A 26,325-nucleotide genomic window follows, 5' to 3' on the forward strand; every position below is an offset into this window, starting at 1 on the left:
AGGCCGGTCAGGGTGTGCCCGGTCAGCCCGTCGTGGACGGGACCGCGGCCGAGCTCCAGCACCGCACGCTCCTGCTCACCCGACAACACCGCGAGCTCCCGTACCGCACGGTCGGGCTCGGCCATGCACTGCTCGATCATCCGGAGCAGCCAGGCCCCGAGCTCGTCCACCGCCGCCCTCTCGAAGAGGTCACCGCGGTAGTCGAGATGCAGTTGCAGACCTGCGTCGGGGACGACCACGAGCCGCAGTGGGTAGTGCGCCCCGTCGTACGCGCGGATGTCGCGCAGCGCCAACCCCGTACCGAGCTTGGTGAAGTCCTCCGCGTCGAAGGGGTAGTTCTCGAAGAGCAGCACGGTGTCGAAGAGGGCGGGGTGGCCGCTGAGTTGGTGGATGTCGACGAGGCTGAGGTGGTGGTGGGCCATCAGGGATGCCTGCTGGTCCTGGAGACGCTTGAGGAGGTGGGCGGCTGATTCCTGCGGGTCGAGCCGGACGCGCACAGGAACGGTGTTGATGAACAGGCCGACGATGCCTTCGACGCCGGGCAGCTCGGGCGGACGCCCGGAGACCGTCGCTCCGAACACGACATCCTGGCGGCCCGTCAGGCGCGAGAGCAGCAGCCCCCATACGCCCTGGACCAGAGTGTTCACCGTAAGACCGAGGCCGCGCGCCCACTCGGACATCTCCCGCACCCGGTGGGCGTGGAGGGAGAGGGTCACGCGGTCCGGGCGCTCGGAGGTGGGCGCGGGATTCCCCGGCGCCACCATGGTGGGCTCGGCCACGCCTTCCAGACACCGCTTCCAGGCACTGCCCGCCGCCTCGTGGTCCTGGCGCTGCAGCCACGCGAGGTAGTCGCGATACCGCCGGGCCGGAGGCAGCCCGACGCCGTGGCTGTCCCGCCGGGCGTAGTACGTGAACAACTCCTGCACCAGCAGCGGCATCGACCAGCCGTCTAGCAGGATGTGATGGTTCATCAGGGCCAGGCGGTGACGGTCCTCGGCGAGCCGCACGAGCGCGAACCGGATCAGCGGAGGCCGGGCCAGATCGAAACGCCGGGCGCGCTCCCGCTCCAGGTACCGTTCCAGCTCTTCGGACCGGCGTGGTTCGGGCAGTGCGGAGAGGTCGACCAGGTCCCAGCCGACGGGCATGTCCGCGAGGACGATCTGGACCGGTTCACCGTTCTTGCGCTGCCGGAACACCGAGCGCAGGCTGCTGTGGCGGCGCACCACGTGCCGCGCCGCGGTGTGCAGCGCTTCGGCGTCCAGCGGGCCTTCCAGGTCGAACACGTACTGGACGTTGTAGACGTCCACGGCGCTGTCGTCGTACTGCGCGTGGAAGTACAGGCCCTCCTGGAACGGCGAGAGAGGGAGGATCTCCTCGATCTGCTGCTTGCTCACCGGTCGTCCTCCTCGTCGTGGCCCATCAGTGCTTCGAATTCGTCGATCTCGTCCTGGCCGAGGTCGATGAGCTCCATGTCCGACGGGGTGTGTCCACCCGCCCCCGGCAGTCGCACATGCGCCGCGAACGCCTCCAGCGCTCGCTGCCAGTCGGCGGCGAGGTCCTCCACGTCGCCCTGCGAGAGGGCCTCCTCGGCCCATCGCCACCGGGCGACGAGCACGGGATCCTTGCCGGGGCCCGATTCATCGACGTACACATCGATTTCGAGGGCGTGCGAGAGCCGCATCCCGGTGCCCGCGCCACCGCCCATGGCGCCCAGCGGCCCTTCGGCGTCGAGCTCCCACGTGCCGAGCGAGTGCGCCAGCGCGGTACGGCCCAGGTAGTTGAAGCTGATCTGCGGCGAGTGGCCCGCGGCCAGTTGGGCCGCGGAGTCCGGGCGCAGATGACGCAGCAGCCCGTATCCGATGCCGTTCGAGGGGAGCCGTGCGAGCTGTTCCTTGACCTGCTTGAGGACATCGCCCAGTTCGGCGGAGCCCTGCCAGACGGCGTCCCAGTCGTCGCCGACCGAAGGCTCCAGGCGTACGGGGAACAGGCTGGTGAACCAGCCGACGGTACGGGACAGGTCGACGCCGGGCCGCAGTTCCTCGCGGCCGTGCCCTTCGAGGTCGACCAGAACCGGGCCGCCGGTGTCGCCCTTGCGCGCCCGATGCCGTGCGACGGCCAGCGCCAGGGCGCTGAGCAGGATGTCGTTGACGCTCGCGTGGAACGCCGCAGGCACGGAGGTCAGCGCTGCCGATGTGGCGTGCGCGGAGACGGCGGTGGTGTGGGTGCGCGAGCGTCCGTGGGTGTCACGGGCGGGGTCCACCCGGCGGGTGCCGAGGACCGGTTCCCCGGCCGCCACGGTCGCCTCCCACCACGGCAGTTCGGCGGTGAACTCGGCGGCTCCGGCCAGCTCGTGCAGCTCATCGGCCCACCGTCGGAAGGACGTCCCCACGGGATCCAGCTTCGGTTCCAGCCCCGACGCGCAGGCGGCGTAGGCGGCTGCCAGGTTGGGCAGCAGCACCCGCCAGGAGACGCCGTCGACCACCAGGTGATGGACCACCAGTAGCAGGCGCCCGGAACGCTCGGGTCCGGCGTCGAACCATACGGCCTGCACCATCGAGCCCTCGCGCGGGCGCAGACGCGCCGCTGCCGCCGCGCGCTCGTGCCGCAGGGCGTCGGCCAACTCTGTGTCGTCGAGTCCCCCCGTCGCACGCCGCAGGACGACCGGCCGGTCCGTGCTCGCGGACGCTTCGGGGACGTGCAGGGACCACTCCCCGTCTCCGACGAGCCGGGCGCGCAGCATGTCGTGGTGCTCCAGGACCGCTGTCATGGCGGACGACAGATGCGTGGGGTCGGTGTCGGCGGGGACGCGGACCACGACATACTGGTGGAACTCGTCGATGGGACCGCCCAGTTCACGCAGCCACGAGGTGATGGGGGTCGGCGCCACCGGGCCGAGCGCCGCTTGTGCCGGTTCCCGTTCCGTCCGGGCCTCGCGCCTGGCGACCGTGGCCAGCTCGCGGACCGTCGGGTGCTGGAAGACGTCGCGGGCGCTGAAGTGCAGTTCGCTCTGGCGCGCCCGGCTGACTAGCTGGATGGAGATGATGCTGTCCCCGCCCAGGTTGAAGAAGCTGTCGTCGATGCCGACTTCGGGAAGGCCCAGCACGTCCGCGTACGCCGCGCAGAGGATCTTCTCGATGCCGGTGCGCGGGGCGGCACCGCTCGAAGCGGCACCGAACTCGGGAGCGGGCAGCGCCTTGCGGTCGAGCTTTCCGTTGGTGTTGAGAGGGAAGGCGTCGAGTCGGATCAGGGCGGCGGGAACCATATAGTCCGGAACCTTCGCGGCGAGTGCCTGCCGGACCGCGTCGGGGTCGACATCGCCGAGCAGATATCCGACGAGCCGCTTCACGGCCGCGTCCCCGTGCACGGTGACGACGGCGTCGACGACCCCGTCCACGGTGCGCAACGCGGCCGCCACCTCGCCGAGTTCGATCCGGTTTCCCCGGACCTTGACCTGATGATCGTTGCGGCCGAGGAAGTCGAGCTGGCCGTCGGGGCGGAAGCGGGCCCGGTCACCGGTGCGGTACATGCGGGCACCCGGCTCGTCACCGAAGGGGTTCGGCACGTACCGTTCCGCGGTCCGCCCAGGGTCGCCGTGGTAGCCCCGCCCCACCCCGGTTCCCGCGATGAACAGCTCTCCGGGCACGCCGATCGGCGTCGGCCGCAGCGTGCTGTCCAGGATGTACAGCTGGTTGTTGCGCAGGGCCCGGCCGACCGGCAGCCGCCCCTCGCCCGTCAGCTCGGCGGCCGTGATGAAGGCGTGCGCGTTGTCGTCGGAGCACTCGGTCAGACCGTACGCGTTCACGATCGCCGCGTCGGGGAAGCGGTCGTACCACCTGCGGCACAGCGCGGGCGGCAGCACTTCACCGTTGACGACGAACCGGCGCAGCGCCGACAGCGGTACGGACGGCACGCCCGCGTCCCAGGCGTCCAGCGCGGCACGCATCTGCGAGGGGACGACCTCGAGGACGGTGACATCTGCCCGGGACACCTCGTCGAACAGCGCCAGGGAGTCCTGGCCCGCCGCCTTCTCGACGACGTGGACGCCGCCGCCGGTCAGCAGGGCGGAGAGCATCTGCCAGACGGAGACGTCGAAGGTCAGCGGCGCGTTGAGCGCCACGCGTGCGTCCGCGTCGATGTCCAGGTCCTCGACCTTGGCCAACAGGTGGTTGACCATGCCCTGTTGGTGGACCATAGCGCCCTTGGGCCGCCCCGTGGAACCCGATGTGAAAATGACGTACGCGAGACCGGAGACGGCCGCGAACGGATCGGCCTCGGCGGGCGGATCGGCCGTGGAGCGTTCGGCGAGCTCCCCGGCGACGGCCGGGTCGTCCAGCGCCAGCCACACATCGGTCAGCGGCGTCATCTTCCCTGCGTGCTCGCCCAGGCCCAGAACCACCCGGGGGCGAATCGCGTCGAGGACGCCGGAGATCCGCTCGTCGGGGTGGTCGGGGTCCACCGGTACGTAGACCCCGCGCGCCTTGAGCACGGCCAGCAGGGTGAGCACGGCTTCCGCGGTCCGGGGCATGGCCGATACGACGAAGGTCTCGGGCCCGATGCCGCGGTCGATCAGTAGGTGAGCGAGACGGTTCGCACGTGCGTTGAGGTCCGCGTACGTCCAGGTCCGCGCACCGCACCGCACGGCGGTGCGGTCGGGGGTACGGGCTGCTTGCGCTTCGAAGAGTTGCGGGACGGTCCGCCGGGGGAGGTCGCGACGGGTGTCGTTCCAGCCGTGGACGATGAGCTGCCGCTCCGGCTGCCTGACCAGGGAAAGCTCTGCGACGGACTGGTCCGGAGCATCGGCGAGACCCACGAGGAGGTCGGTGAAACGGCGGCGGTGCCCGGCCAGATCCTCGGCGTCGTAGCGCTGGGCGTTGCCATCCGTGTCCACCTGCAGGCCGCCCGTGTCGGGCTGGCCGTACAGAGACAGGGCCAGTTCCTCCGTCGGAGGGTTGACGACGTTGTGGAAGGTCCCGGGAGAACCGGCGAAGTCCAAGTCGGTGTTGAACGCCATGATGTTGGCCTCAAGGCTGAAGAGCTGCTGCCCGGTCTCGGTCAGGCCGAGGTCGCGTCGCAGGTCCTCGTAGCGGTAACGCTGGTGCAGCACCGCGTGGCGTACCTCGGAGGAGATGTCCTGCACCAGCTGTTCGATGCTCATGTCCGGCCGTACCCGCACGCGCACAGGAACGATGTTGGACAGCATTGCCACGCTGTTGCGCAGCACCCGTCCCGCACGCCCGGTGACCGGCATGCCAAGGACCACGTCCTCCGCACCGGTCATCCGGTGCAGATAAGCGGCTGATGCGGCGATGGCCAAACCGCTCCAGGTGGAGCGGAATCCGCGGGACACGGTGCGGAGCCGGGCCGCCTCCTGGGCGGTGATCGTCCCCGAGTCGCGCAGTACGCAGTCCGGCACCGGATTCACCTGGTGTGACAGGCTAATCGGCTCCGGCCGGTCTGCCATGCGCTGCTGCCAGAAGTCCCGGTCCTTGGCGAAGCGTGTGGAGGCGCGGTAACTGCGCTCCTCCTCCAACAACGCGTGCACACCAGGGAATTCGTTGGAGGGCGAAGGCTCATCGGCGCGCCAGCAGCTGTAGATCTCGGCCACCCGCTTGGCCAGCAGCGGTCCGCTGAAGCCGTCGGCCACTGTGTGGTGCGCGTGCTGGTACCAGTAGTAGCGCCGGTCACCGAGCTTGAGCAGGGCGGCCTGATAGAGCCCGGGCTGCGTCATGTCGACGGGGCGGGTGGCTACCTCGTGCATCCAGGCCGCCGCGGCCGCTTCCGGAGCGGGATCCTCGGAGACGTCGATGAATTGGGGCTTCCAGCTGGCAGTAGGAGCGACGAACTGCCGTATCTGCGCGTCCACTTCAACAATACCGACGTGCAATGTCTCGGCCTCCGTCGCGGCGCGGTGCAGTGCGTTCAGGAAGGCGTCGACATCTATGGGGCCATGAATGTCGATGTACTGGGCGACGTTGAACACCTGGCTGGTGGAGGCGAGATTCTGGGCGAACCACATGCCGTGCTGCCCCGACCAGAGTGGGTGACCGGCCTCGCGGTTCACCTGTCGCTCGACCGTTTCCATGACTTGCTCCAATAGCGCATTGGCAAACCGACATGAGGGCAGCAGCCAGTAATGGTCCCGCCCCGGACACTACAGTGCATGTTCGCCGTCTACAGACGGCGTTTCGGAGTAAGGACTACGAAGGAGTCGTCATCAGTGGTCCCCCGAAAGCAACTTCGCCGGACGCTACCACTCAAAAAGTTGGATTGCCTGTGAAGGGAGTCACAGTGGAGACATCGCGGCTCGCGATTCAGGGCAGCCTGTGTTTGCCACTCCAAGAATCGGAGTTGGAAATTTTCGAGATTGGACATCGTGTCCGAAACCCTGGTAGGAAGTTGACCAGTTCAGCCGATGCTCGCAGTGGCCAGCGGCCAGAAGTATCCCGATGGCTCGATTCTGAGTGCGTATCGGTAGGCGATTCCGTGTGATCTCAAATTCCCAACGGGGTGGACGAGCATGAGTAATCCGTTCGAAGATGAGCAGGCCTCCTACCTTGTCGTGGTCAACGACGAAGGACAGCACTCCCTTTGGCCGACATTCGGCGAGGTTCCGGCCGGATGGCGCAGCGTCCACGGGCCCGCACCGCGCCAGAGCTGCCTGGACTATGTCACCGAGAACTGGACGGAGCTGCGCCCCGGCAGCCTGGTCTCGGCCATGGCCGAGGAGCGGTCCTGACGTCAGATCTCGGCAAGTGGCGGTGTTCCGCGGGTGACCGGGCGACATCGCGTGCGCCGCTCCGTGGCGCCAAGGGGTCAGGAAACCCCAGGTCAGTGACGGATGGCCGGATCTGTTACCACATCACATCCCCGAGTGCAACGTCTTGATCCGGAAATGAGTGCTCCAGGGGAATGTCGTCTTATGGCCAGTTGCGGGGGAGCCCACGTGTGCCAACCTGAAGCCAGCGACCTTCGTGAAGGGATTTCGCAGTCTTCGCCGACCTGGGTGGGGCACGGTTCGGCCCACGGCCACCACGGCGAACTGCTGCAAGGCGTATTTGAGCAAGGGGGAAGGCTTCATCGTGGACTCGTAACCCTTCCCTGTCCTTTGGCGGCTTCGGAAGCCGAGGCCCGGCTCAGTGAACACGCGCCGCGGCTCGCTGTTACTCCACCCTGGAAAAGCAAAGCGTTGAATGCGGCCCTCGGGGCATTGGGGGTGGCAGGATTCCCACACCTGGGCGGGGAGCTCGTGGTGCGCAGCGATATTCAAGTGGGCCGTGGATTCGGTTCGTCGACGAGTGATGTCATGGCCGCCATAAGAGCCGTTCTTGACGCGCTCGACGTGGAAATATCGGCACAGCGTATCGCCGAAATCGCCGTGCAATCGGAAACCGCCGCCGACCCCCTGATGTTCGACGAGATGGTTCTCTTCGCCCATCGTGAGGGCAGAGTCATCGAGGATTTCCAGAAGCCGACCTGCGCGCTGTCCGTACTGGGCTTCCCCTTGGGGATCGGGCCAGTCGACACGCTTGAGTTTCCGCCCGCCCGATACACCGAGAGCGAGATCGAGGATTTCAGTGAACTCTGGTGCCTGCTGCGCAGAGGAGTGCGCCTCGGGGACGTACAGCTGCTGGGTGAAGTCGCCACACACAGTGCACTGATCAATCAGCGTTTCCTGCCGGTCCCCGGGTTCTCCCGGATGCTCGACATAGCCAAGGACATAGGGGCGGCAGGCCTCCAGGTCGCCCACAGCGGGAGCATCGGCGGTCTCTTGTTCGATCCGGCGGATCCCACGTTGCCGCAGAAGCTGGGGCAGTCCGTGCAACGGCTCGGTGAACTGGGCATCGCGGAGTCCTGGCGCTTCGAAGTCCGCCCCGCCTACGGGCACTCCTCCCGCCGCCAAGGCCCCCCTCCCCAGAGGTGATCGTTCGATGCCGCCGTTTCACATCCCTGTCATCGGATCCCGCATCAGAGCGGTTGCCGCGTACCGGCCGGAACGGATCGTCACCAACGCGGAGTTGGGTGCCCCGCTGGGTGTATCCGCACCGTGGATCGAGCGTCGTCTCGGTGTGCGCGAGCGACGGTTCGCCGGTCCTGAGGAATCCGTGACGGCCATGGCGGCGACTGCCGGTGCGAAGGCACTCGCCGCGGCCGGACTGACCGCCACCGACGTCGATCTCGTCGTCCTCGCCACCTGCTCCATGCCCTCCCCGATGCCCAACGCCGCGGGCACCGTCGCCGCCCGATTGGGTCGGAGCGTTCGACCTCAACGCGGCCTGCGCGGGTTTCTGTTACGCCCTGGGCGTCGCCGATGGCCTGGTCAGGGCGGGGACCAGCCGCTGTGTCCTGGTCATTGGCGGGGAGCGGATGACCGACTGGGTGGACCCGACCGACGTCGATAACGCCACGATCTTCGCCGACGGAGCGGGCGCGGCGGTCGTCACCGCCGGTGACGAGGCGGGAATCCACCCCGTGGTCTGGGGCGGCGAGGGTGACCATGCATCCCTCGTCGCCATCCCTGACCGCTTCGGCCACATCGTGATGCGGGGGCAGGCGGTCTACCGTTGGGTCACCACCGAACTCGCGCACGTCGCGGCCCGCGCCTGCGAGGCTGCGGGCATCGCGCCGAGCGACCTCAAGGGCTGCGTCACGCACTAGGCAAACCTGCGGATGATCGAGCGGCTGGCATCCGTGCTCGGCGCCACCGATGCCGCCGTGGCCCGAGATGCCATGGAGGCGGGCAACACCTCGGCCGCCTCCGGCCCACTGGCACTCTCACGTCTCATCGACCGCGGTGAAATCCGTTCCGGAGACCCAATCCTCCTGATGGGCTTCGGCGCCGGACTCAGCTACGCGGCCCAAGTCATCGTCTGCCCATGAACTGACGCATCGGCGCTCGACCTCCCTCGCGCGCGTTGTTCCGATGCGACGGGATCTGGTGGGGGCGAGGACGACCACGCGATCGGCTGGAGTCAGGAACTTGGTGGGCGGGGGCGGCGGAAGCGGGTAACGTCATGGGCATGTTCTTCCAGACGTTGATTTACGAGTGAGAGCGTGACGGGCCCCTGCTGACGTCCTTCGACGTCGCCGCGCCCGTCCCCCACCGATGAATCCGTAGTTCACTTCACATCACTTCGGGAGAACCCGTGAGCAAGAACATCAACAACCCTGTCGGCATGGGCGGCGGCAAGCGCAAGAGGCTGTCCCGCGCCGAGCGGCAGAACAACGGCCCGCACCGCAACCTCGACCGTCAGGGTGCCGCCGACCAGAAGGCGGAGCTGGTGCGCAAGATGCGCGAGAAGGTGGGCGGCGCAGCCGAGAGCGCCGAGCAGACGGGCGACGACACCGCCCAGAGCTGACGCACCGCCGCCGAGGGGCGGCACCGCATGGGACAGGGCCCGGACCGCGACGCGCGGTCCGGGCCCTGTTGCGCGTCGGTCCGCGCACTCTGCCTCAGCTGCTGCGCGGCTCGGAAGGTCCGCCGCAGGAGCGGAGGACGAGCAGGGTGATCTCGCTCGGGGCGAAGATGCGGAACGGCGGGCCCCAGAAGCCGGTGCCGCGGCTGGTGTAGAGCAGGGTGCGGGCGCCGTGGCGGCTGAGGCCCGCGAGGGCGGGCTGGTCGATGCCGACGAGGTGGTGGAAGGGCCAGATCTGGCCGCCGTGCGTGTGGCCGGAGAGCTGGAGGTCGATTCCGGCGGCCGCGGCCCGGTCGACGAACTTGGGCTGGTGGGCCAGGAGCAGGACGGGCAGGTCGGGGTCGGCGCCGTCCAGGGCCCCGGCGAGGTGGGCCCGGTGACCGGCCAGGCCGGACGACTCGGCGGTGACGTCGTCCACACCGGCGACCACGAGGGTGTCGCCGCCGCGTTCGAGCAGCAGATGACGGTTGCGCAACGGCTCCCAGCCCAGCTCGCCCATCAGGTCGACCCAGCCCTGGGCCTCGCTGTAGTACTCGTGGTTTCCGGTGACGTAGACCTTGGCCCTGGCGGCGCGCACGGTGCCGAGCGGTGCGGCCTGGGCGCGGCGGCGTTCGGCCGTGCCGTCCGCGATGTCGCCGGTGTGGCAGACCAGGTCGGCGTCCAGGGTGTTGACCGTCTCGCAGACCCGCGCCGACCAGCGGGCGCGGTCGAGCGGGCCGTAGTGGGTGTCGGTGATGAGGGCGACGCGGGTGCCGTCCAACCCGGCCCCCAGGCGCGGGAGTTGTACGTCGAGCCGCCGCACCCGTGGCACCCGGCGGGCCTCGGCGTACCCCCAGGCGAGCAGCGCGGCGGCGACGCCGAGGACCGCCCAGGTGACGATCCGGGCCCGGGTCCGCCCGTCGCCTGCGTCAGCCACGGTCAGGGCGAGCCGCAGCAGGACGCCGAGCAGGACGGACCAGGTGAAGAACACCCAGCTGGTCCCGAGGAGGGTGGCGCCGACGATCGCCGCCCGGTCCTGCTGCCGCCGCCCGTGGCCGCGCATCATCGCGACCGGCATGGTGACCAGACCGACGACGCACAGGGCGGTGCCGTCCAGCGCCACGGGGAGCGGCCAGTGCTGTCCTGCGTGCAGCAGTACCCAGCAGGGCACGGTCCACAGCAGGACGGGGGCGACCAGAGGGAGGTAGCGCATCAGGCGGCGCAGCCGACTCTGCTCGGCCGCACGGGCCGCGTCAGCCGCGTCGTCCGCGGATCGGGCCTCGCTGGTGTCGGTCATGCGTCCCCTCCTCGGCCAACCGGGTTGCAGGCGCGCACTGTACCCGGTCGCCCCGGGGGCCTGGGCGGGGGATTCGCCCGGCACCGGATTTCCGCGGCTCGCGTCGAAGGTGACTCCGTACTCGCTTCCTGACAGGGCGTGTGACGGGCCCCATGGGCTGTCAGTGGAGGCAGAGACAGAAGGGATGACCGGCCGGGTCCGCGTAGATCCGCCAATTGGCCTCTGGGTGGAGTTGGTCCGTCCGCTCCAGCACGGTCGCGCCGAGGGCGAGCGCCCGCTTCTCCTCCCCTTCGAGGTCGTCCACGTCGAAGTCCAGATGGAGCTGTTGCGGGCGCTCCTGGCCGGGCCATTCCGGCGGTCGGTAGCTGTCCACCCGCTGGCAGGCCAGTGGTGTCCCCTCGAATCCGTGCACCTCGATCCAGTCCGCGTCCCCCGGGTCTGCGACCACCCGGCCACCGAGGAGCTCCGCGTAGAACCGTGCGAGCTGTACCGGGTCGGCGCAGTCCAGCGCGACGGCCTGCAGCTTTCGAATCACTTCCGCCACTCCTCTCTCGTCGGCCGCTTCTGCGACATCCCACACGAGTGGGCTGATGCCCCGCTGGCCCGGCGGCCAAGCACGGTCGGCGCGGTGGAATACCTCGCCCGCGCGTGTGGGGCGGCGCATCACGGGACACCCGATGCTGCGACGGCCTGCGTCCACGCAGTTCGATCATCGCGAGCGGTGGGCGTTCGCGCCACCGTTGGGCGCGGCGCAAGCTGGAAACAGTGGATCCGAGGAAGGAACAGCTCTGATGGGCACAACCCCGCAGGACCCGACAGCCAAGCACCCGCAGCCGGAGTTCGCTCAGCAGGACCAGGAGCCGCCGGGCTGGACCGGTCCGATGGACCCGCCCCCTGACCACGGCGAGGACTCCTACCGGGGGAGCGGACTGCTGCGGAACCGGGCGGCGCTCGTGACCGGCGGGGACTCCGGCATCGGGCGGGCCGTCGCTCTGGCCTTCGCACGCGAGGGCGCGGACGTCCTGTTCACCTACCTGCCCGAGGAGGCGGAGGATGCCAAGGAGACGGCCCGCCTCGTCGAGGAGGCGGGCCGTCGGGGTCTGGCCGTGCCGTGCGACATCCGCGAAGAGGAGCAGTGCCGTCGCCTCGTCGAGCGGGCCGTGGCCGAGTTCGGGCGCATCGATGTACTGGTGAACAACGCGGCGTATCAGATGTCCCAGCCCGAGGGCATCGGGGACATCTCCACGGAACAGTTCGACCGGGTGGTGCGCACGAATCTGTACGGCATGTTCTGGCTGTGCAAGATGGCCGTGCCGCACATTCCCTCAGGTGGATCCATCATCAACACCACCTCGGTACAGGCTTACAAGCCGAGTCCGCACCTGCTCGACTACGCGATGACCAAGGGGGCCATCGTCACGTTCACCCAGGGCCTGGCGCAGATGCTGGTCGAGGACGGTATCCGGGTCAACGCAGTGGCTCCGGGACCGGTGTGGACGCCTCTGATCCCGGCGACGCTGCCGGACACCAAGGAGTTCGGCAAGCAGGCCCCGATGGGCCGCCCTGCCCAGCCCGCCGAGATGGCGCCCGCGTATGTGTTCCTGGCCTCGGAGCACGCCAGCTTCATCACCGCGGAGATCATGAACGCCACCGGAGGCACGCCGCTCCCGTGATCCGGCGCGGCATACGTGCGCGGTGGTCAGCGCCCCCCACAGGATCGTGCGGCGAAGGGGCCCGGGCGGTCGGCGCCCGGGCCCCTTCGGATCAACGGTGCGGTTCTGCGATCAGAAGGTGTCGCAGGCGGCCCCGTTGGGCCCCGTAAGGATCCACTGGAAGATCTTTCGCGTCTTGGGGCCGTAGAGCCCGTCAGCGGGTGAAACCCCGTTGGCTCGCTGGACCTTGGCGACGGCTGCCTTGGTGTTGGAGCCGTAGATTCCGTCGACGGTGCCAGGGTTCACGAAATGGCAGCGCTTGAGGGAGTTCTGAAGCGCCTTCACCGCAGAGCTGCTGTTGCCCGGGCCCAGCTGACAGTTCAGGGAGCCGTTGGACGCCGCGGCCACCGGCCCCGAGAACCCTTGGGACGACTTCGTCACCGTCTTGCTGCAGATCGGGGTAGCGGCGTGAGCCGGGCCGGCGGTCAGACCCAGGAGCCCTGACGTGAGAAGAGCCGAGCCGACACCGGCTGCGGCGAAGCGCCGGATGCCTACAGAGATGGACATGTGTGCCTCCGTGCGTGGTGGAGTGGCTGATGGGAAGGAAGCGCTGCGGACCGAGCAGAGGCCACGGTCATCAGCAGACAACGGTGCGGTCGATGCAGGCGGGGGCCGTGCCCCCAGCGGTGACCGCAGGAGCCGCCTGGGCCGCCGTAGCCATCCCGCTCAGCGCAGCTGCGAACATTCCTGCCGACACGATGGTCGCGATCTTCATCTTGACGGTCATGTGGTCCTCTCAGGCCTGACGCCCTTGCGAGGGGCGTCACGGTGCGGCCCGACGCGGGCTGCACCATCTCGTGCTCGACACGGCCGAACGCGGGGTGTGTTCACGCCGACCGCCGGTCGCCCTGCTGGCTTCCGAGATCCAGCTCACCGGCTTCCACGTTGTTCAGCACCCCGTTGACGTGCTGCTGAACAAAAGAGTTCTCGCTCCTGCCGGTGATGCGTGGAATAGCTCGCTGGCGGCTTTCACGGGCGGATCACGCCGTGTGGTGAACGCGTCGATCAACGGGGGGGGGAAGCTGCCCTCCCTGACCGTGGCGTTGGAGTACGTGAGCACTAGCGGACCGAGCGACGCCTACGAAGCCGTCGGCGCCGTCCACGGAGCCATCGCCCAGACGGCCGAGCTGGACTCCTCAGGCCCCGCCGACGGCGATACACAGGCCGCGCTGGCCGCTCTGGGCGGCGCCCGGCTGAGCACCTTGGACGGGACCACCGTCGATCTGGCCCGCGAAGCCCTGATCACCGCCTGGCCCCGGCTGCACCAGTGGATCGAGAACACCCGCGAACGCCCGCGCCACCTCCGACGCCTCACTCAAGCGGCATGCAACCGGCAGGACCGCGGCCACAGCAGCGGCTCTCTTCTGAAGGGCTCGGAGCTCACGGCGTGGGAGCGTGACTGCCTCCGCGCCGGAACCGCGGCCCGGGCCCGCGGACAGCGGAACCGGCGCGCCGTGATCGGCGCCGTGGCAGGCGAGTGCACCGTAATTCGCCCTACGGGAGGGCTACGCCTGAGGGAGGGGCGTCATGACGAGGCCGCTTCGGGGTTTGGTGGGGATGCGGCGCAGCGGGATGCTGAGATCCTGGTCGGGCACTTCGTAGGGCAGTGCGGCCAGCAGGGGGGCGAGGGTTTCGAGGACGGTCAGCGTGACGTCCTCCCCGGGGCAGCGGTGGTTGGTGGCGGGGTCGCCGCCGCCCTGGGGCACCAGCTCGTCGCGGTCGGGCTCGCGGCCCACGAAACGGCCGGGGTCGAAGACGTAGGGCTTCGGCCAGAGTTCCGGGTCGTGGTTCTGCCCGTACAGGTCGAGCAGGACCATGCTGCCGACGGGAATGTCCTGCCCGTCCCAGAGCAGATCGGCCGCGGCGAGACCGCCGACGAAGGGCGCGAAGGGGTAGAACCGCCGAACCTCGTGAGCGAAGGCGCGCGCGTAGGCCGCGTCACCGGCGGCGAGGAGCTTGCGGTGTCCGGGCCAGCGGTGCAGGGCATGCCCGGCGAAGGTCAGGAACCAGCTGACGGCGACCGTCGGGCGCAGCACGTTCAGGACCTCGACCGCCGCGGTATGCGCGTCCAACGGCTGCCCCTCGGCGTCACGGTGTGCGGCCACGGCCGCAAGGACCGAATCCGTAGGAGCATCTTCCGTCCCGTTGCGTACCGCTTCGACAAGCCGGGCGATCCGTTTCTCCTGACGGCTGCGGGCGCTGCGGGCCCGCAGGTGACGGGGTCCCGGCGCGGCGAAGCCGTCGACCATGGCCACCAGATCGCGGGCCGTCTCTTCGACGTCGACGTCGTTGAGGGGCAGGCCGGACCACGCGCAGACCGCGCGCGTGAGCAGCAGGCTGGACTCGTCGAAGAGCACTACCTGCTCGCGGTCGGCCCACCGCTGACGGGCGAGGTCCCACTCTGCCCCGAGGCGGTCCGCAAGGGAGCCGAGGCCGTCACGGTCCTTGAGCAGGGACATGAACAGGTCCTTGCGGACCTGGTGTTCCTGGCCGTCGAGGGTGTGTACGGCCCCGCGTCCGAAGAGGGTGTCGAGAACGGGGCCCGGCAGTGCGGCGTGGCGCTCGATGTGGCTCTCGTCGTAGAAGAAGCGCACCGCTTCGGGGCCGTGGAGGGCCACGGCGTTCTTGCCCATGAGGCGGCAGCGCACCGGCTTGCCACCGCTGTGTCGACGGCGGTCGGGCAACCACGCGTATCCCTGGGACATCAACGCCAAGGTGCTGTCGAACACGTAGAGCCTCCGTCTGCTGTGAACTTGCCGTGCACCGGGTGCTGGCATGTATGCGCGCGTAGGGGAACGCCCGTGGACTGCGGATGGGGCTCAGGCGTGGCGATGGTGGGCGTCTTCCTGCGCGTCTTCGTTCGGGGACAGTGCGTCGGCCGCCTCGCCGTCCTTGCCGCGCCGTTCCCCGTCGTCCACCACGCTCGTCTCGGCCTCTTCCGCCTCGTGCAGAACCTCGTCGGCGGCCGTGGCGGGGTGCTCCTCGCCCGGTGCGGACTGGTGCTCGGGATGGTGGGTGCTCATGGGTCTCCTTGGTCACGTGGCGCCCGCCGACCGGGACGGGGACAGCGGGCGCTGCGGTCGTCGGTCAGTGGCCGAGGGCCTTGGCCAGTTGCTGTTTGTTCATGGACGACCGGCCGTCGATGTTGCGCTTCTTGGCCTCCGCGTACAGCTGGTCCTTCGTCGGTCCCCGGGAGCCGCTGTGGGAGCGCTCGCCGCCGCGCTGGGAGGCGGACTTCTTGTCCCGGGTGGATGTCTTGCTGGCGGTCTTCGACTCGCCTGAACGGGCGCGTTCCTTGTTGACGGTGCGTGCCGCGATCTCCTTGGCACGGCCCTCGGAGGTGCCGCGCTTCTCCGCGCTTTCCTTGATGTGCTCGTACTGGCGTTCACGCTTCTTGCTGGAACCCTGCGGCACGACGTACTCCTTCCAGACCGGACGGGGTCCACCGGGCGGGCTGCCCGACGGCCTTCCGCGTACCCTCCCGTGGGCTTCTCACCCAGGACTCGGACGCGCACGGCAGACTCCTCCCATCTGACGTGGAGCCCTGGGAGGTGTGCCAGCAGACCGCGACCGAACGGATGAGCACGGCGCACCGTCCGTCCAACAGCGGGTGCGCTGTTCCGCCAGGACGGTCACGCCCCATCCGGCGCCGGCCAGCAGGTTCGCGGCGACCGGTCCGTCGGGCCCGCTGCCGATCACCACTGCGTCAGACTTCGACGGCCTGCCCGCCCCTGTCCGGCGTCGACTCTTCGACGACGCGGGCCAGGCGTCCCAGCATGCGGCGGTGCCGCAACTGCAGCAGGGCGTCGAGTGCGCTGTTGTGCAGGGCGCCGCCCACGCCGCGCAGCGGATGCTCGTCCAGGATGACCAATGTGTGCTCGCCCCAGGGACGGATGTCGAAGGCGATCCGGGCGGTGCCGAGCGGTCCGCTGTGCGCCTCCAGCTCCAGGGCGCGCGGAGGTTCGTGTCGGCGCACGACGGTGAACCCTTCGAGCTCCTTGGGCCCCAGCCGGACGATGTAGTTCAGGGTGGAGCCCGTCTTCGGCCAGTCGCCTTCCCCCGGATACGAGGAGTGCGTGCCCACCACCCATTCGTGGAAGCGTGACTCATCGCCGAGCACCGCCCACAGGGCGTGCGGCGGGCGGCGGATGAGCTGGTGCCGTACTGCCATGGCTTCTCCCGGTGACGTGGCCGGTCATCTGATGGCGGAACTCTGTTGATCGTCGCGCAGATGCCGAGTGTCCGCCTGCGCCGGTGCACACCCCGCTCCCACCTCTCCCGCAAGAACACCGCGGAATCCACCGACGGGGGGCGCCCGGACCGCCCATGAGGAGTTCGCGCACGAGCTTTCACCCGGCGGCTCCGGCTCCCGAGGCGTTGAGGGTTTCGAGGGACAGCGCTGCGGGACCGCCGACAGTTGCGGGCATGGTTTCGGAGACGGGCGCGGATGCGGCGGTCGTCGGAGCGGGCGCCGATGCCGACCCGTGTTCGATGCGGCGCAGGGCGGCGGCTGCGGTCTTGAAGAGTGGTTGCTTGGAGGCGGGGTCCCAGTCGGTGAGGGTGAGTTCGTTGGCGGCCCGCCCTTCCTCCTCCGGGCTTCGTCGGGTGTCCCAATAGCCGTAGTGGAAGGGCAGGAAGAGCACCCCGTCACGGACGGCGCTGACGCGGAGCCTGGCTCGCACCTTCCCCCGCGGGGTGGTGACCTCCATCAGGTCGCCCTCCCGGAATCCCTGGGCCGAGGCGTCGCCGACCGAGCATTCCACCCAGATCTCCGGTGCGGCAGCCTGGAGTTGGGGTGTGCGCGCGGTCTTGGTCCGGGTGTGGAAGTGGTAGATCGTGCGTCCGGTGATCAGAGCGTAGGGGAAGTCGGTGCTGGTCTGTTCGCGGGGCGGCTGGTATCCGGCGGCTTTGATGACGGCCTTGCCCGAGGGGTTCATCGTCTTGTAATCGGTCGGCTCCACGGGGGCACCGGTGATGAGGTCGCGGCCGTAGCTTTCGCAGCGCTGAGGGTCGCTCCAGAAGTCACCGCCCGCGTAGAGACGTTCGGTGCCCTCAGGGTTGGCCTCGTTGCACGGCCATTGGATCCCGCCGTGTTCGCGCAGCTTGGCGTAGGTCAGGCCCGTGTAGTCGCACAGGCGACCCCGGCTGCACTCCTTCCACGCTTCGAAGGCGCTCTCCGCATCGTGCCACTTCACCAATGGGGCACCGTCTTTGTCGCGCAGGTCGAGCCTGCGCGCGTAGTCGAGGAAGATGTCCAGGTCGGGACGGGCCTGGCCGGGCGGCTCGACGGCCTTCTCCGACAGGTGGACGGTGCGGTCGGCGTTGGTGAACGTCCCGGTCTTCTCGCCCCAGGTGGCGGCAGGCAGTACGACGTCCGCCAGTTGAGCGGTCTCGGTGAGGAAGATGTCCTGCACCACGAGGAAGAGCCGTTCTTGTGAGAGAACGGATCGGACGCGGCGCAGTTCGGGCAGGGAGACGGCCGGGTTGGTGCCGCTGACCCACAGCAGGCGAATGGATCCGTCTTCGACGTACCGGATCATCTGCATGGCGTGCGTCGGCGGGGCGTGGTGCGGGATCCGCATCGGGTCGACGTTCCAGACACGGGCGAGGTCTGCCACGTGGTCGTCGTTGGCCCAGTTGCGGAAACCGGGCAGGTCGCCGTCGGCTCCGCATTCACGGGTGTTCTGCGCGGTGGGCTGCCCGTTCATCTGCAGGACGCCGCAGCCGGGTCGGCCGAGCATGCCGCGCACCAGGTGCAGATTGTTGACCTGCACCGCGGCAGCTGTGGCCTGGTGGGACTGGTAGAACCCCTGCAGCACCGTGGACAGCAGACGGCGCGCGCCTCCCAGCACGCGCGCCGCGTCCCGGATCTGTTGCGCGGGCACGTCGCAGATCTCTGCCGCCCGCTCGGGCGGGTACTCGTCGACCCGCTCACGCAGCCCCTCGAAGCCGACGACGTGGTCGTCGATGTAGTCCTGGTCGATCCAGCCGCCCTTGATGATCTCGTGCAGCAGTCCGTTCATGAGCGCCACGTTGGTGCCGGGCTTTGCCGCCAGGTGCACGGTGGCGGCCTTGGCGACCGGTGTCAGGCGGGGGTCGACACAGATCAGCGCGGGCGGATTGGGCCCGGCGAGCCGGTCAAGGACGCGGCTCCACAACACGTTCTGGGTCTCGGCCATGTTGTGCCCGAACAGGGCGATGACGTCAGCGTGATCGATGTCGGTGTACGAGCCGGGCTGACCATCGCAGCCAAACGACTCCTTCAGGGCCTCTGCCGCGGTGGCAGTGCACAGACGGGTGTTGCCGTCGACATGATTGGTACCGATGCCGCCGTGCGCGATGACACCGAGGGTGTAGTACTCCTCCGCGAAGAGCTGACCGCTGGTGTAGAAGCCGATCGCGCTGGGCCCCCGCTCGTCCAGCAACTGCCTTGTACGGGCGGTGATCCGGTCCATGGCGGTGTCCCAGTCACATTCCACCAGGCGCCCGTCGACGCGGATCAGGGGCCGAGCCAGCCGGTCGGGCGAGGAGTTGGCCTGCCACGCGAACAGGTCCGTCACGCCGAGCCTCCCGCGGTTGACCCGGTCCCCTGCCCTGCCGCGGACGCCGACCATGCGCCCGTCCCGCACCGCGATGTCCATGGCGTCACCGTTGGAGTGCAGGATCGACGCCGTCGACACCCACCGCTCGACGTCTTCGATCCGCACGCCATCGGCGAGGCGGGTGTCCACCCGCACCGGCCACTCCTGTCCGCGGCCGTAGGGAGTCCGGTCCCCCCAAGGTTCAGCGATCCGGTCCACTCGCCTCATACCGATCACACCCTTCCACCGTCACCGTCGTCGGACCTGATTGGTTCTGCTCACCCCTCTACCTCTCCGTCGGTTTGCGGGGCGCGAGTGGTTTGGTGGCGGGGCCCTGGAGGATTGATCCGTCCGTGGCGAACCGGGAGCCGTGGCACGGGCACTCCCAGGCCGTTTCGGCCGGGTTGAAGGCGACCAGGCAGCCGAGGTGGGTGCAGCGGGCCGAGACGGCGTGCGCGGTGCCGGACTCGTCGCGGTAGACGGCGCAACGGCTGCCGTCGATCCGTACCACCGCTCCCGTGCCCGGGGCGATGTCGGCGACCGAGTCGACGTGGGTGGTGGCAAGGCGGTCGCCCACGAAGTGACGGGCCACGTCGGCCTGTTGCTGCAGCAGAGCGGGGGCCTCGCGCACCGCGCTCCAGAGCCTTCGCGGGTCGTACAGCCCCGTCCACGGCGGCTCCTCTCCGTGGATGAGCCGGGTGAGGAGCTGTCCGGCCAGCGCCCCGCCACTCATGCCCCAGCCGCCGAAGCCGGTGGCGACGTAGGTGTGCCGGGCGCCGGGGTGGTAGCGGCCGATCATCGGCACGGTGTCGCTGGCGTCGTTGTCCTGGGCCGCCCAGCGGTAGGCGGTGTCGCCCACGGGGAAGTGGGTGTGCATCCACGCGTCGAGGCGCGCGAACCCGGCGGCCGGGTCGCCCTCGCCCGGGGTGAAGCTCTCACCGGTCACGATCAGCAGCCGTTGGCCTTCGTCGCCGTAGGGGGCGGTGCGCACGGACCGCTTGCCGTCGTCCTGGGTGAGGTACATGCCGGCCGGATCCTGGTCGGCGGCCAGGGGTGCGGCGACGACGAGTTCCCGGCGCGGGGACAGGCGGGCGAACAACAGGGCCCGGTCGAAGACCGGGTAATGGGTGGCCACGACGACGTCCCGGGCAGTCACCGTGTGCCCGGCCTCGGTGGTGACCCGGCACGGGACCCCCTCGTGCAGGCCCGTCACCCGGCTGCGCTCGTGGATCACCCCGCCGCGCGCCCGGAAGTCATCGGCCAGGGCGAGGAGATAGGTCCGGGGGTGGAACTGGGCCTGTCCCTCGACCTGCACCGCTCCCGCCACGTCGAAGGGGAGCCCGGTCTGCTCGACGTACCGGGCGTCCAGCCCTGCGTCCTGGGCCGCGGCTGCCTCTGCCCGCAGTGCGGCCCGGCTCTCGGGCCGAGTGGTGTAGGTGAAGGCCGGGCGTCGCTCCCACGCGCAGTCGATGTCCAGCTCGTCGCGGATGGCGGAGATCCGTTCTACGGCACCTTGCTGGGAGCGGGCGTACATGCGGGCGGCGTCGAGCCCACGGGTACGCAGGAGCCTGTCGTAGACCAGGCCGTGCAGAGCGGACACCTTGGCGGTGGTGTGGCCGGTGACGCCGGCGGCGATGCGGTCGGCCTCCAGAACGACGACGCGGAGTCCGGTGCGGACGAGCTCCCAGGCGGTGCTGAGCCCGGCGATGCCGCCTCCCACGACCACCACGTCCGTCTCCGTGTCCGCGCCGAGCGGGGGCAGGGATGTCGGCGGGCTCGTGGCCATCCAGTACGACTCGTCGCGGCCCGGAAGCGATTGCGCGGAGGAGTTGCGGTGTGCATTCATGCAGTGCGTGTTCCTCGGTCCGTGGGGAAGATGCCGACAAGCGCGGGCCCAGGGACCACACGGGCGTGCACGTGGTGCGCCCGCGCTCCACGATGGCCAGGGCAGCCTCGGCAGGGTCGTTGCGGATGTGGGCGGCGTAGCGGGACACAGCACGGACTGTTCGGTGACCTGACCGGCGAGAACGACGCGGTCCGCTGCTAGCTGGGACAGTAGGCAGCCGGGGGGGAGTTCCGTGCGGAACCGGGAGCGTGCCGTGAGTCCGGAGAAGGCGTTTTCATCCGGCTGCACCTGCCGGACGGCCCCAGTGGGTGTTCTGCGGCGGTTCGTGTTGAGCGGACAGGGGGTTGCGTCGGTGGTCAGCCCGACCCGGTTCCCCGCGGGAACGGTGTCGGACAGGACGGGGTGACCAGACCGTGCCGCGGCTCGGCGCCCTCCTCGGCGGCCAGTTGCTCCAGGAGTTCCTTCTCGGTCATGGACCAGTGGATCCAGGCCGGTAGCGCCACTGACGAGTCCTTTCCGGCCGGGTCCTTCCTGGAACCGGGCGGGACCGGGCACACCACGACCGCTCGCGAAACGATCTCCCCAGGACTATCAGGGCCCTGTCGGCATGCCCAGCCCCACCACGTCGGTCATCTCACCGATGCGGACGCGCTCGCTCGCCGCGGCGGGGCGCCCCGAAGCCGCCCGCGCCGCTCCGCGCGGTCACCGGTCCCTCTCAGGTGCGGTACGCGAAGTAGCGCGCGTCGGGGTAGGACGCGACCAGGCTCGCGAGCGACCTGCGGTAGGTGTCGGTGTCGTGGTAGGTCAGGTACGGCATGCCCTGCCTGTCGCGGTACGTCACCAGCATGGTGTGGTCCTTGGACCCGTCCTTGTCGAAGTCCACCTGCAGGACGTCGCCGACGTCCATCTGGTAGGCGCTCGCCAGGTTCGGGGCCCGCCGGTTGGACAGCGTGAACCATGCCCATTCGTTCACCCCGACCCAGGAGGTGCTCTGGCCCGCGCCCTCGTACCACCAGTTCCGGTAGTCGTAGGCGGAGCCGGGGACGGGCTTCCAGCCGCCCGCCTTCAGCGCCTGGCTGACGAAGTTGGTGCAGTCGCCGCCTGCTCCGTTGAACTTGCGGTAGGCCGGGTTGTAGCTGCGCCAGTACTTCTCCGCGTACTGGGCCATGGCGGAGTAGCCGTAGGCGCCGGTCGTCTTGCCCGAGGGCATCGGCGTGGTGGGGTACTTGGTCGAGGCCGGTGTGCCGTCCGGGTACTGGTTGCCGTCGTCGTCGACGGTGTTCGTCCGGGCCGCCGAGGGCTCGTCGACCGCGACAGGGCCCTGGTCGCGCGAGGTGATCGCGGTCAGCTGCCAGCCGCCGTCCTTCGTGCCGGTGAGCTTCAGCTCCTGCCGCGTCGAGGACGAGGTGGTCTGCGGCCCGCCCCCGCGCACCTTCTTGTACGTGAGTGTCGACGACGCGGTGACCTGGACGGTCGCCGTGCTGCCGGTGAGCGTGGCGTGGTCCACCACGACGCGGGTGTCCGCCTTCGTGTAGGCCTCGCCGAGCCGGGCAAGGCGCGACTTGCGGGCGCGCAGCGACCGCAGCGCGGCGTCCTCGGCCGTCCGCAGTCGGCCGGACATGCGCGGCGTCGCCGCGTCGGCGTCCGGGCCGCCGCGCCCCGCGCGGTCCTCCACCAGGGCCTGGGTGCGCCGGGAGAGGACATCATCGGCGATGCGGGCGAAGGCGGTGAGTGTCCGGTGGTCGGCCTTGCGGGGCACGTCACCGGCGTCCGCGTGCGCGGAGGGCGCGAGCAGGCAGCCGGACGCCACGGCCGCGGCCAAACCGACGAGGGCGGCGGGTCTGTATCTCTTGGGTATCGCTATGGATGTCACTGCGGTTCCTCTTCCGTTGCACGATCACCCCGACAGGGGCACGGAATCTTGACACAACTGCGGGCCCTTCCCCAGCCGTTGCGCCCCTTTTGTGGAACCCGAAGGCTCCCGGACCAGGCAGCCAGGGCCCCGCCTGCCGGGCCGCACGCAGCCAACTGCCTCTAATCTGAGCGCCAGAGCGCAACAGAGGAGGCATACGGGGTGGGTGGGGGCAAGATGGCCGCAGGCCAGGGGAGCGGGAGACGGCGGGCGGCACCGGGGGAGCGCCGCGCGGCGACGGGTCGGCGCAGGAAGTCCAGGCAGCGGACCACGGGTGGCATACCCGGCGCCCTCGCCGGGGTGCGCGGACAGCTGCGTCGGCTGCGTCCGGCCTATCCCCGGCCGGGCCGCAGCGGTTGGCGCCGGTGGCTGCCTTCGTGGCGCCAGTGGCTGGGCGCTTTCCTGTACCTGGCCCTCGGTCTGACCGGCTTCGTCACGATCGCGTACGCCACCACGGACATACCGGATGACCTCAACTCGTTCGCCACACAACAGGACAACGTGTACTACTGGTCCGACGGCAGCGTCATGGCCCGCACCGGCTGGGTCATCAGGCAGGAGATACCGCTGAAGAAGGTGCCGCCGAAAGTCCGGGGCGCCGTCCTCGCGGCCGAGAACGCGAGCTTCTACTCGGATGCCGGCGTCTCACCGACCGGTGCCCTGCGCGCGGCGACCGCCGCGCTCACCGGAGGAGAGACCCAGGGCGGGTCGACCATCACCCAGCAGTACGTGAAGAACGTCTACCTCAGCCAGGACCGCACCCTGTCCCGGAAGTTCACCGAAGCCCTGCTCGCCGTGAAGCTGGACAACCACACGAGCAAGGACAAGATCTTCCAGAACTACCTGAACACGAGCTGGTTCGGGCGGGGCACCTACGGCATCCAGCGCGCCTCGCACGCCTACTACGGCAAGGACGTCTCGCGCCTCAACCCCAGCGAAGGCGCCTTCTTGGCCGCTCTCCTCAAAGGCGCCGGACTCTACGACCCGGCCCTCGGCAAGGAGAACCACGAGCGGGCCGTCGAACGCTGGAACTGGATCCTGGACCGCATGGTGGAGACCGGCCACCTCACCCAGGCCGAGCGGGCCACCTACAAGAAGTTCCCCGAACCCACGAAGTCGGGCTCGGGCGACATCCCCGGCGCGCGGACCGGCTACCTGGTGGAGCTGGCCAAGCGGCAAGCGATCAAATCCGGGCACATCACCGCCGCCGACTACGACCTGGGCGGCTACCAGATCCGCACGACCTTCGACCGCAAGCGCACCAAGGCCCTGACCGCCGCCGTCCACCGGGCCGAGAAGGACTTCGACGCCGAGCGGCGGCCCGACACCGACCAGCACGCCAGGATCGGCGCGGCGAGCGTGGCCCCGGACGGCAGGCTGCTCGCCGTGTATGGCGGCCGCGACTTCCTGAAACAGGGCTTCAACCAGTCCAACGCGACGACCATTCCGGCCGGTTCGGCGTTCACCCCCTTCGTCTATGCCGCCGCGCTCGAGGACGGCGTCCAGCGCACCCGGGAGGGGGGCCGCACCCCCGTCTCCCCGGCCAGCGTCTACGACGGCGACGACAAGATCGCCGTACGGACGCCGGAGGGGCCCTACTGGGACCGCAGCGGCAAGGTGGTCAAGGGCCGCAACGAAGGCGGCCGCGACTGGGGCGAGGTGACCTTGCGCCAGGCTGTCGCCGACTCCGTGAACACGCCCCTGCTCCAACTCGGCCTCGACGCCGGTCTGGACCGGGTGGAGAAGTACGCCCTGCGGGCGGGACTGCTCCCCTCCAGCCTGGGGGAACGGATCCCCGTGTTCGCACTCGGGGAGAACTCGACGCCCAGCGCCATCCGGATGGCGGGCGCCTACCAGACCTTCGCCGCCCAGGGCATGCACACCGACCCCTACTCGGTGAGCTCGGTGACCCGGGCCGGGGACGCCGTGCCGCTCTCCGTGCCGCGGCCCGCCCGGGCGATGTCGAAGAAGACCGCCCAGGCGGTCACGGACGCCCTGCGGGCCACCATGACCGAAGGGTCGGCCAAGGCGGCGGGTGCGGCACACCCCGCCGCCGTCGGCAAGACCGGGACGACCACCGCGAACACGGCGGGCTGGTTCGTGGGAGGCACCCACGACGAGACCACGGCCGTGGTCGTCTACCGCATGTCGCTCAAGGACCTGGTGCCCCTGCCGCTCAAGGGGCTGGGCGGCGACGCTCCCACCGCACCCGCCAGCCGGCGAGCGGTGGATCTGTGGACCCACTACATCGAGGCGCTCACCTAGGGCCCGTGTCGGAAGCCCCGCTACTTGATGAGCGACTTCCACTTCGGTGCCTGCGCCGGGTCGAGCAGTCGCAGCCGGTCCAGGACCTTCGGGTCCTGGACATCGAGCCAGTCGGCCAACTCGCGGAACGACACGCAGCGCACCCCCTTGCGCGGACACACCTTGCGCATCACGTCCTCGACGGCGTTCATGTAGATGCCGCCGTTCCAGTCCTCGAAGTGGTTGCCGATGAACATCGGCGCCCGGCTGCCGTTGTAGACGCGGTTGAACCCGTTCATGTACGACGTGGAAACCTGCTCCTGCCACGCCGGGAACCTCGCCGGGTCGCCCTGGGTGCTGTCACCTGACTGGTGGTAGAGGAAGTTGAAGTCCATGGAGAGGACCTGCACCTCTTTGCCCTCCAGGGGCAGGAGCTGCAGAGGGAAGTTCCACAGGCCCCCGGCCTTGGACGGCCATATCTGGAAGTCGCCCGACGAACTCGCGTCGTAGCGCCAGCCGAACGGCTTGGCCGCCTCCAGGAGGTTCTTCTGCCCCTCCAGACAGGGCGCACGGCCGCCGACCACTTCCCGGTCCGGATCGAAGGGCAGGGGCCTCTCCTTGGTGAACCCGGTGTTGGTCTTCCACTCCTTCATGAACGCGTACGTCTGCTCGATCTCGCTCTTCCACTCCCCGGCGCTCCAGTCACCGCCGCCCTTGGCACCGCAGAAGTGCCCGTTGAAGTGCGAACCGATCTCGTGCCCGTCCTTCCAGGCACCGCGCAGCTGCTCCAGCGTGGTCTGGATGTGCGGGACGGTCGGATACGAGATGGCGGCCGCCCCCGGGTTGTGCTGCGGCGGACGGTAGAGCGACTTCCTGCTCTCCGGCAGGAGGTAGATCCCGGTGAGGAAGAACGTCATGTGAGCCCCGCTCTCCCGCGCCACTTGGCGGAAGTGGGAGAAGCGGCGGTCATCGCCCTCCAGCGCGCCGTCCCAGGAGAAGACCACGAACTGCGGCGGCTTCTCGCCGGGCTTCAGCTTCTTGGGCTTGAGCTGCCCGTGCTGCGGCCCGGTGTACGAGGTGGAGCCGTCCCCCAGCACCCGCACCTTGCCGTCCCACTTCTCCTGCCCCTTCATCGCCCGCTTGGCCGCGCGCGCCTTCTGCGCCGCACTGCCCGAAGAAGCGGACGCGGTGCGCCCGGAGCCGCCCCCGTCCCCGGAGGAGTCCGCCAGAGCGATGACCCCCGTGGTGGCCACCCCGCCCAGCCCGATCACAGCCGCGATCACGGCCATCTGCTTGCGCCGCCGGGCCTTCGTAAGCGCCTTGCGGGCAGTACGGGCCCCG

The 26,325-nt window shown here is 69.5% G+C and carries 19 protein-coding genes and 2 pseudogenes; 7 read left to right on the forward strand and 14 right to left on the reverse strand.

The genetic code is table 11. The features are described from left to right. Together AC068B_RS38355 and AC068B_RS38360 are read right to left on the reverse strand one after the other, a co-directional pair. The coding region (locus tag AC068B_RS38355) for a condensation domain-containing protein (protein WP_478676092.1) at positions 1 to 1,394 on the reverse strand (1,394 nt) is incomplete at its 3' end. Next, positions 1,391 to 6,082 (reverse strand): amino acid adenylation domain-containing protein, encoded by a 4,692-nt coding sequence (locus AC068B_RS38360; RefSeq protein WP_478676093.1) that lies wholly within the window; start codon positions 6,080 to 6,082, stop codon positions 1,391 to 1,393. The genes AC068B_RS38355 and AC068B_RS38360, both read right to left, overlap by 4 nt. Positions 6,083 to 6,517: 435 nt before the next feature. Here AC068B_RS38360 and AC068B_RS38365 point away from each other — a divergent pair, with 435 nt between their 5' ends. The 4 genes and pseudogenes from AC068B_RS38365 (at position 6,518) to AC068B_RS38380 (ending at position 9,356) form a co-directional block, all read left to right on the forward strand. Further along, complete coding sequence (locus AC068B_RS38365) at positions 6,518 to 6,736, forward strand: MbtH family protein (protein ID WP_478676094.1); 219 nt, start codon at positions 6,518 to 6,520, stop codon at positions 6,734 to 6,736. A 207-nt stretch (positions 6,737 to 6,943) separates the two neighbouring features. Further along, complete coding sequence (locus AC068B_RS38370; RefSeq protein WP_478676095.1) at positions 6,944 to 7,921, forward strand: GHMP family kinase ATP-binding protein; 978 nt, start codon at positions 6,944 to 6,946, stop codon at positions 7,919 to 7,921. 7 nt (positions 7,922 to 7,928) lie between these two features. Next, positions 7,929 to 8,877: pseudogene (locus AC068B_RS38375) on the forward strand (beta-ketoacyl-ACP synthase 3). Between the two features lie 266 nt (positions 8,878 to 9,143). After that, a complete protein-coding gene (locus AC068B_RS38380; protein WP_478676096.1) occupies positions 9,144 to 9,356 on the forward strand; it encodes a DUF6243 family protein in 213 nt (70 codons plus the stop codon). A 94-nt stretch (positions 9,357 to 9,450) separates the two neighbouring features. On the opposite strand, the gene AC068B_RS38385 is transcribed toward AC068B_RS38380, so the two are convergent. Together AC068B_RS38385 and AC068B_RS38390 are read right to left on the reverse strand one after the other, a co-directional pair. Then, positions 9,451 to 10,689, reverse strand: coding sequence for a metallophosphoesterase (locus tag AC068B_RS38385; protein WP_478676097.1), 1,239 nt, complete (start codon positions 10,687 to 10,689; stop codon positions 9,451 to 9,453). Between the two features lie 160 nt (positions 10,690 to 10,849). Continuing rightward, positions 10,850 to 11,224, reverse strand: coding sequence for a VOC family protein (locus AC068B_RS38390; protein WP_478676098.1), 375 nt, complete (start codon positions 11,222 to 11,224; stop codon positions 10,850 to 10,852). A 256-nt stretch (positions 11,225 to 11,480) separates the two neighbouring features. Between AC068B_RS38390 and AC068B_RS38395 the strand changes: the two genes are divergently transcribed. After that, positions 11,481 to 12,362, forward strand: a complete 882-nt coding sequence (locus tag AC068B_RS38395) for an SDR family oxidoreductase (protein WP_478676099.1) — start codon at positions 11,481 to 11,483, stop codon at positions 12,360 to 12,362. 111 nt (positions 12,363 to 12,473) lie between these two features. On the opposite strand, the gene AC068B_RS38400 is transcribed toward AC068B_RS38395, so the two are convergent. Both AC068B_RS38400 and AC068B_RS38405 read right to left on the reverse strand, forming a co-directional pair. Further along, positions 12,474 to 12,908, reverse strand: coding sequence for a peptidoglycan-binding domain-containing protein (locus AC068B_RS38400; protein WP_478676100.1), 435 nt, complete (start codon positions 12,906 to 12,908; stop codon positions 12,474 to 12,476). A gap of 70 nt (positions 12,909 to 12,978) precedes the next feature. After that, a complete protein-coding gene (locus AC068B_RS38405) occupies positions 12,979 to 13,128 on the reverse strand; it encodes a hypothetical protein (RefSeq protein ID WP_478676101.1) in 150 nt (49 codons plus the stop codon). 325 nt (positions 13,129 to 13,453) lie between these two features. On the opposite strand from AC068B_RS38405, the pseudogene AC068B_RS38410 reads away from it, so the two are divergent. Beyond that, positions 13,454 to 13,741 (forward strand): annotated as a pseudogene (locus AC068B_RS38410) (nSTAND1 domain-containing NTPase); the annotation flags it as partial. 165 nt (positions 13,742 to 13,906) lie between these two features. Here the strand turns inward: AC068B_RS38410 and AC068B_RS38415 are convergent. The 7 genes from AC068B_RS38415 to AC068B_RS38445 all read right to left on the reverse strand — a co-directional run bounded on the left by AC068B_RS38415 (position 13,907) and on the right by AC068B_RS38445 (position 22,701). Then, positions 13,907 to 15,130 (reverse strand): cytochrome P450, encoded by a 1,224-nt coding sequence (locus tag AC068B_RS38415; protein WP_478676102.1) that lies wholly within the window; start codon positions 15,128 to 15,130, stop codon positions 13,907 to 13,909. 90 nt (positions 15,131 to 15,220) lie between these two features. Next, positions 15,221 to 15,424: a hypothetical protein gene (locus AC068B_RS38420; RefSeq protein WP_478676103.1), complete on the reverse strand. Its 204-nt coding sequence runs from the start codon at positions 15,422 to 15,424 to the stop codon at positions 15,221 to 15,223. A gap of 64 nt (positions 15,425 to 15,488) precedes the next feature. After that, the gene (locus tag AC068B_RS38425) at positions 15,489 to 15,815 is read right to left on the reverse strand and encodes a plasmid stabilization protein (RefSeq protein ID WP_478676104.1); all 327 of its coding nucleotides are present in this window, start codon (positions 15,813 to 15,815) and stop codon (positions 15,489 to 15,491) included. 292 nt (positions 15,816 to 16,107) lie between these two features. Further along, positions 16,108 to 16,572: an SRPBCC family protein gene (locus AC068B_RS38430; RefSeq protein ID WP_478676105.1), complete on the reverse strand. Its 465-nt coding sequence runs from the start codon at positions 16,570 to 16,572 to the stop codon at positions 16,108 to 16,110. Between the two features lie 178 nt (positions 16,573 to 16,750). Continuing rightward, on the reverse strand, positions 16,751 to 19,210 hold the full coding sequence (locus AC068B_RS38435) for a molybdopterin oxidoreductase family protein (RefSeq protein ID WP_478676106.1): 2,460 nt from the start codon (positions 19,208 to 19,210) through the stop codon (positions 16,751 to 16,753). 58 nt (positions 19,211 to 19,268) lie between these two features. Further along, positions 19,269 to 20,828: an FAD-dependent oxidoreductase gene (locus tag AC068B_RS38440; RefSeq protein WP_478676107.1), complete on the reverse strand. Its 1,560-nt coding sequence runs from the start codon at positions 20,826 to 20,828 to the stop codon at positions 19,269 to 19,271. Between the two features lie 715 nt (positions 20,829 to 21,543). Continuing rightward, on the reverse strand, positions 21,544 to 22,701 hold the full coding sequence (locus tag AC068B_RS38445; RefSeq protein ID WP_478676108.1) for an amidase domain-containing protein: 1,158 nt from the start codon (positions 22,699 to 22,701) through the stop codon (positions 21,544 to 21,546). A 216-nt stretch (positions 22,702 to 22,917) separates the two neighbouring features. On the opposite strand from AC068B_RS38445, the gene AC068B_RS38450 reads away from it, so the two are divergent. Further along, positions 22,918 to 25,005: a transglycosylase domain-containing protein gene (locus AC068B_RS38450; protein ID WP_478676109.1), complete on the forward strand. Its 2,088-nt coding sequence runs from the start codon at positions 22,918 to 22,920 to the stop codon at positions 25,003 to 25,005. Between the two features lie 20 nt (positions 25,006 to 25,025). Here AC068B_RS38450 and AC068B_RS38455 read toward each other — a convergent pair whose 3' ends face one another. Next, positions 25,026 to 26,273, reverse strand: coding sequence for a polysaccharide deacetylase family protein (locus AC068B_RS38455; protein WP_478676171.1), 1,248 nt, complete (start codon positions 26,271 to 26,273; stop codon positions 25,026 to 25,028). Positions 26,274 to 26,325 lie beyond the last annotated feature (52 nt).

It is taken from the genome of Streptomyces sp. NPDC042371, from assembly GCF_056437465.1.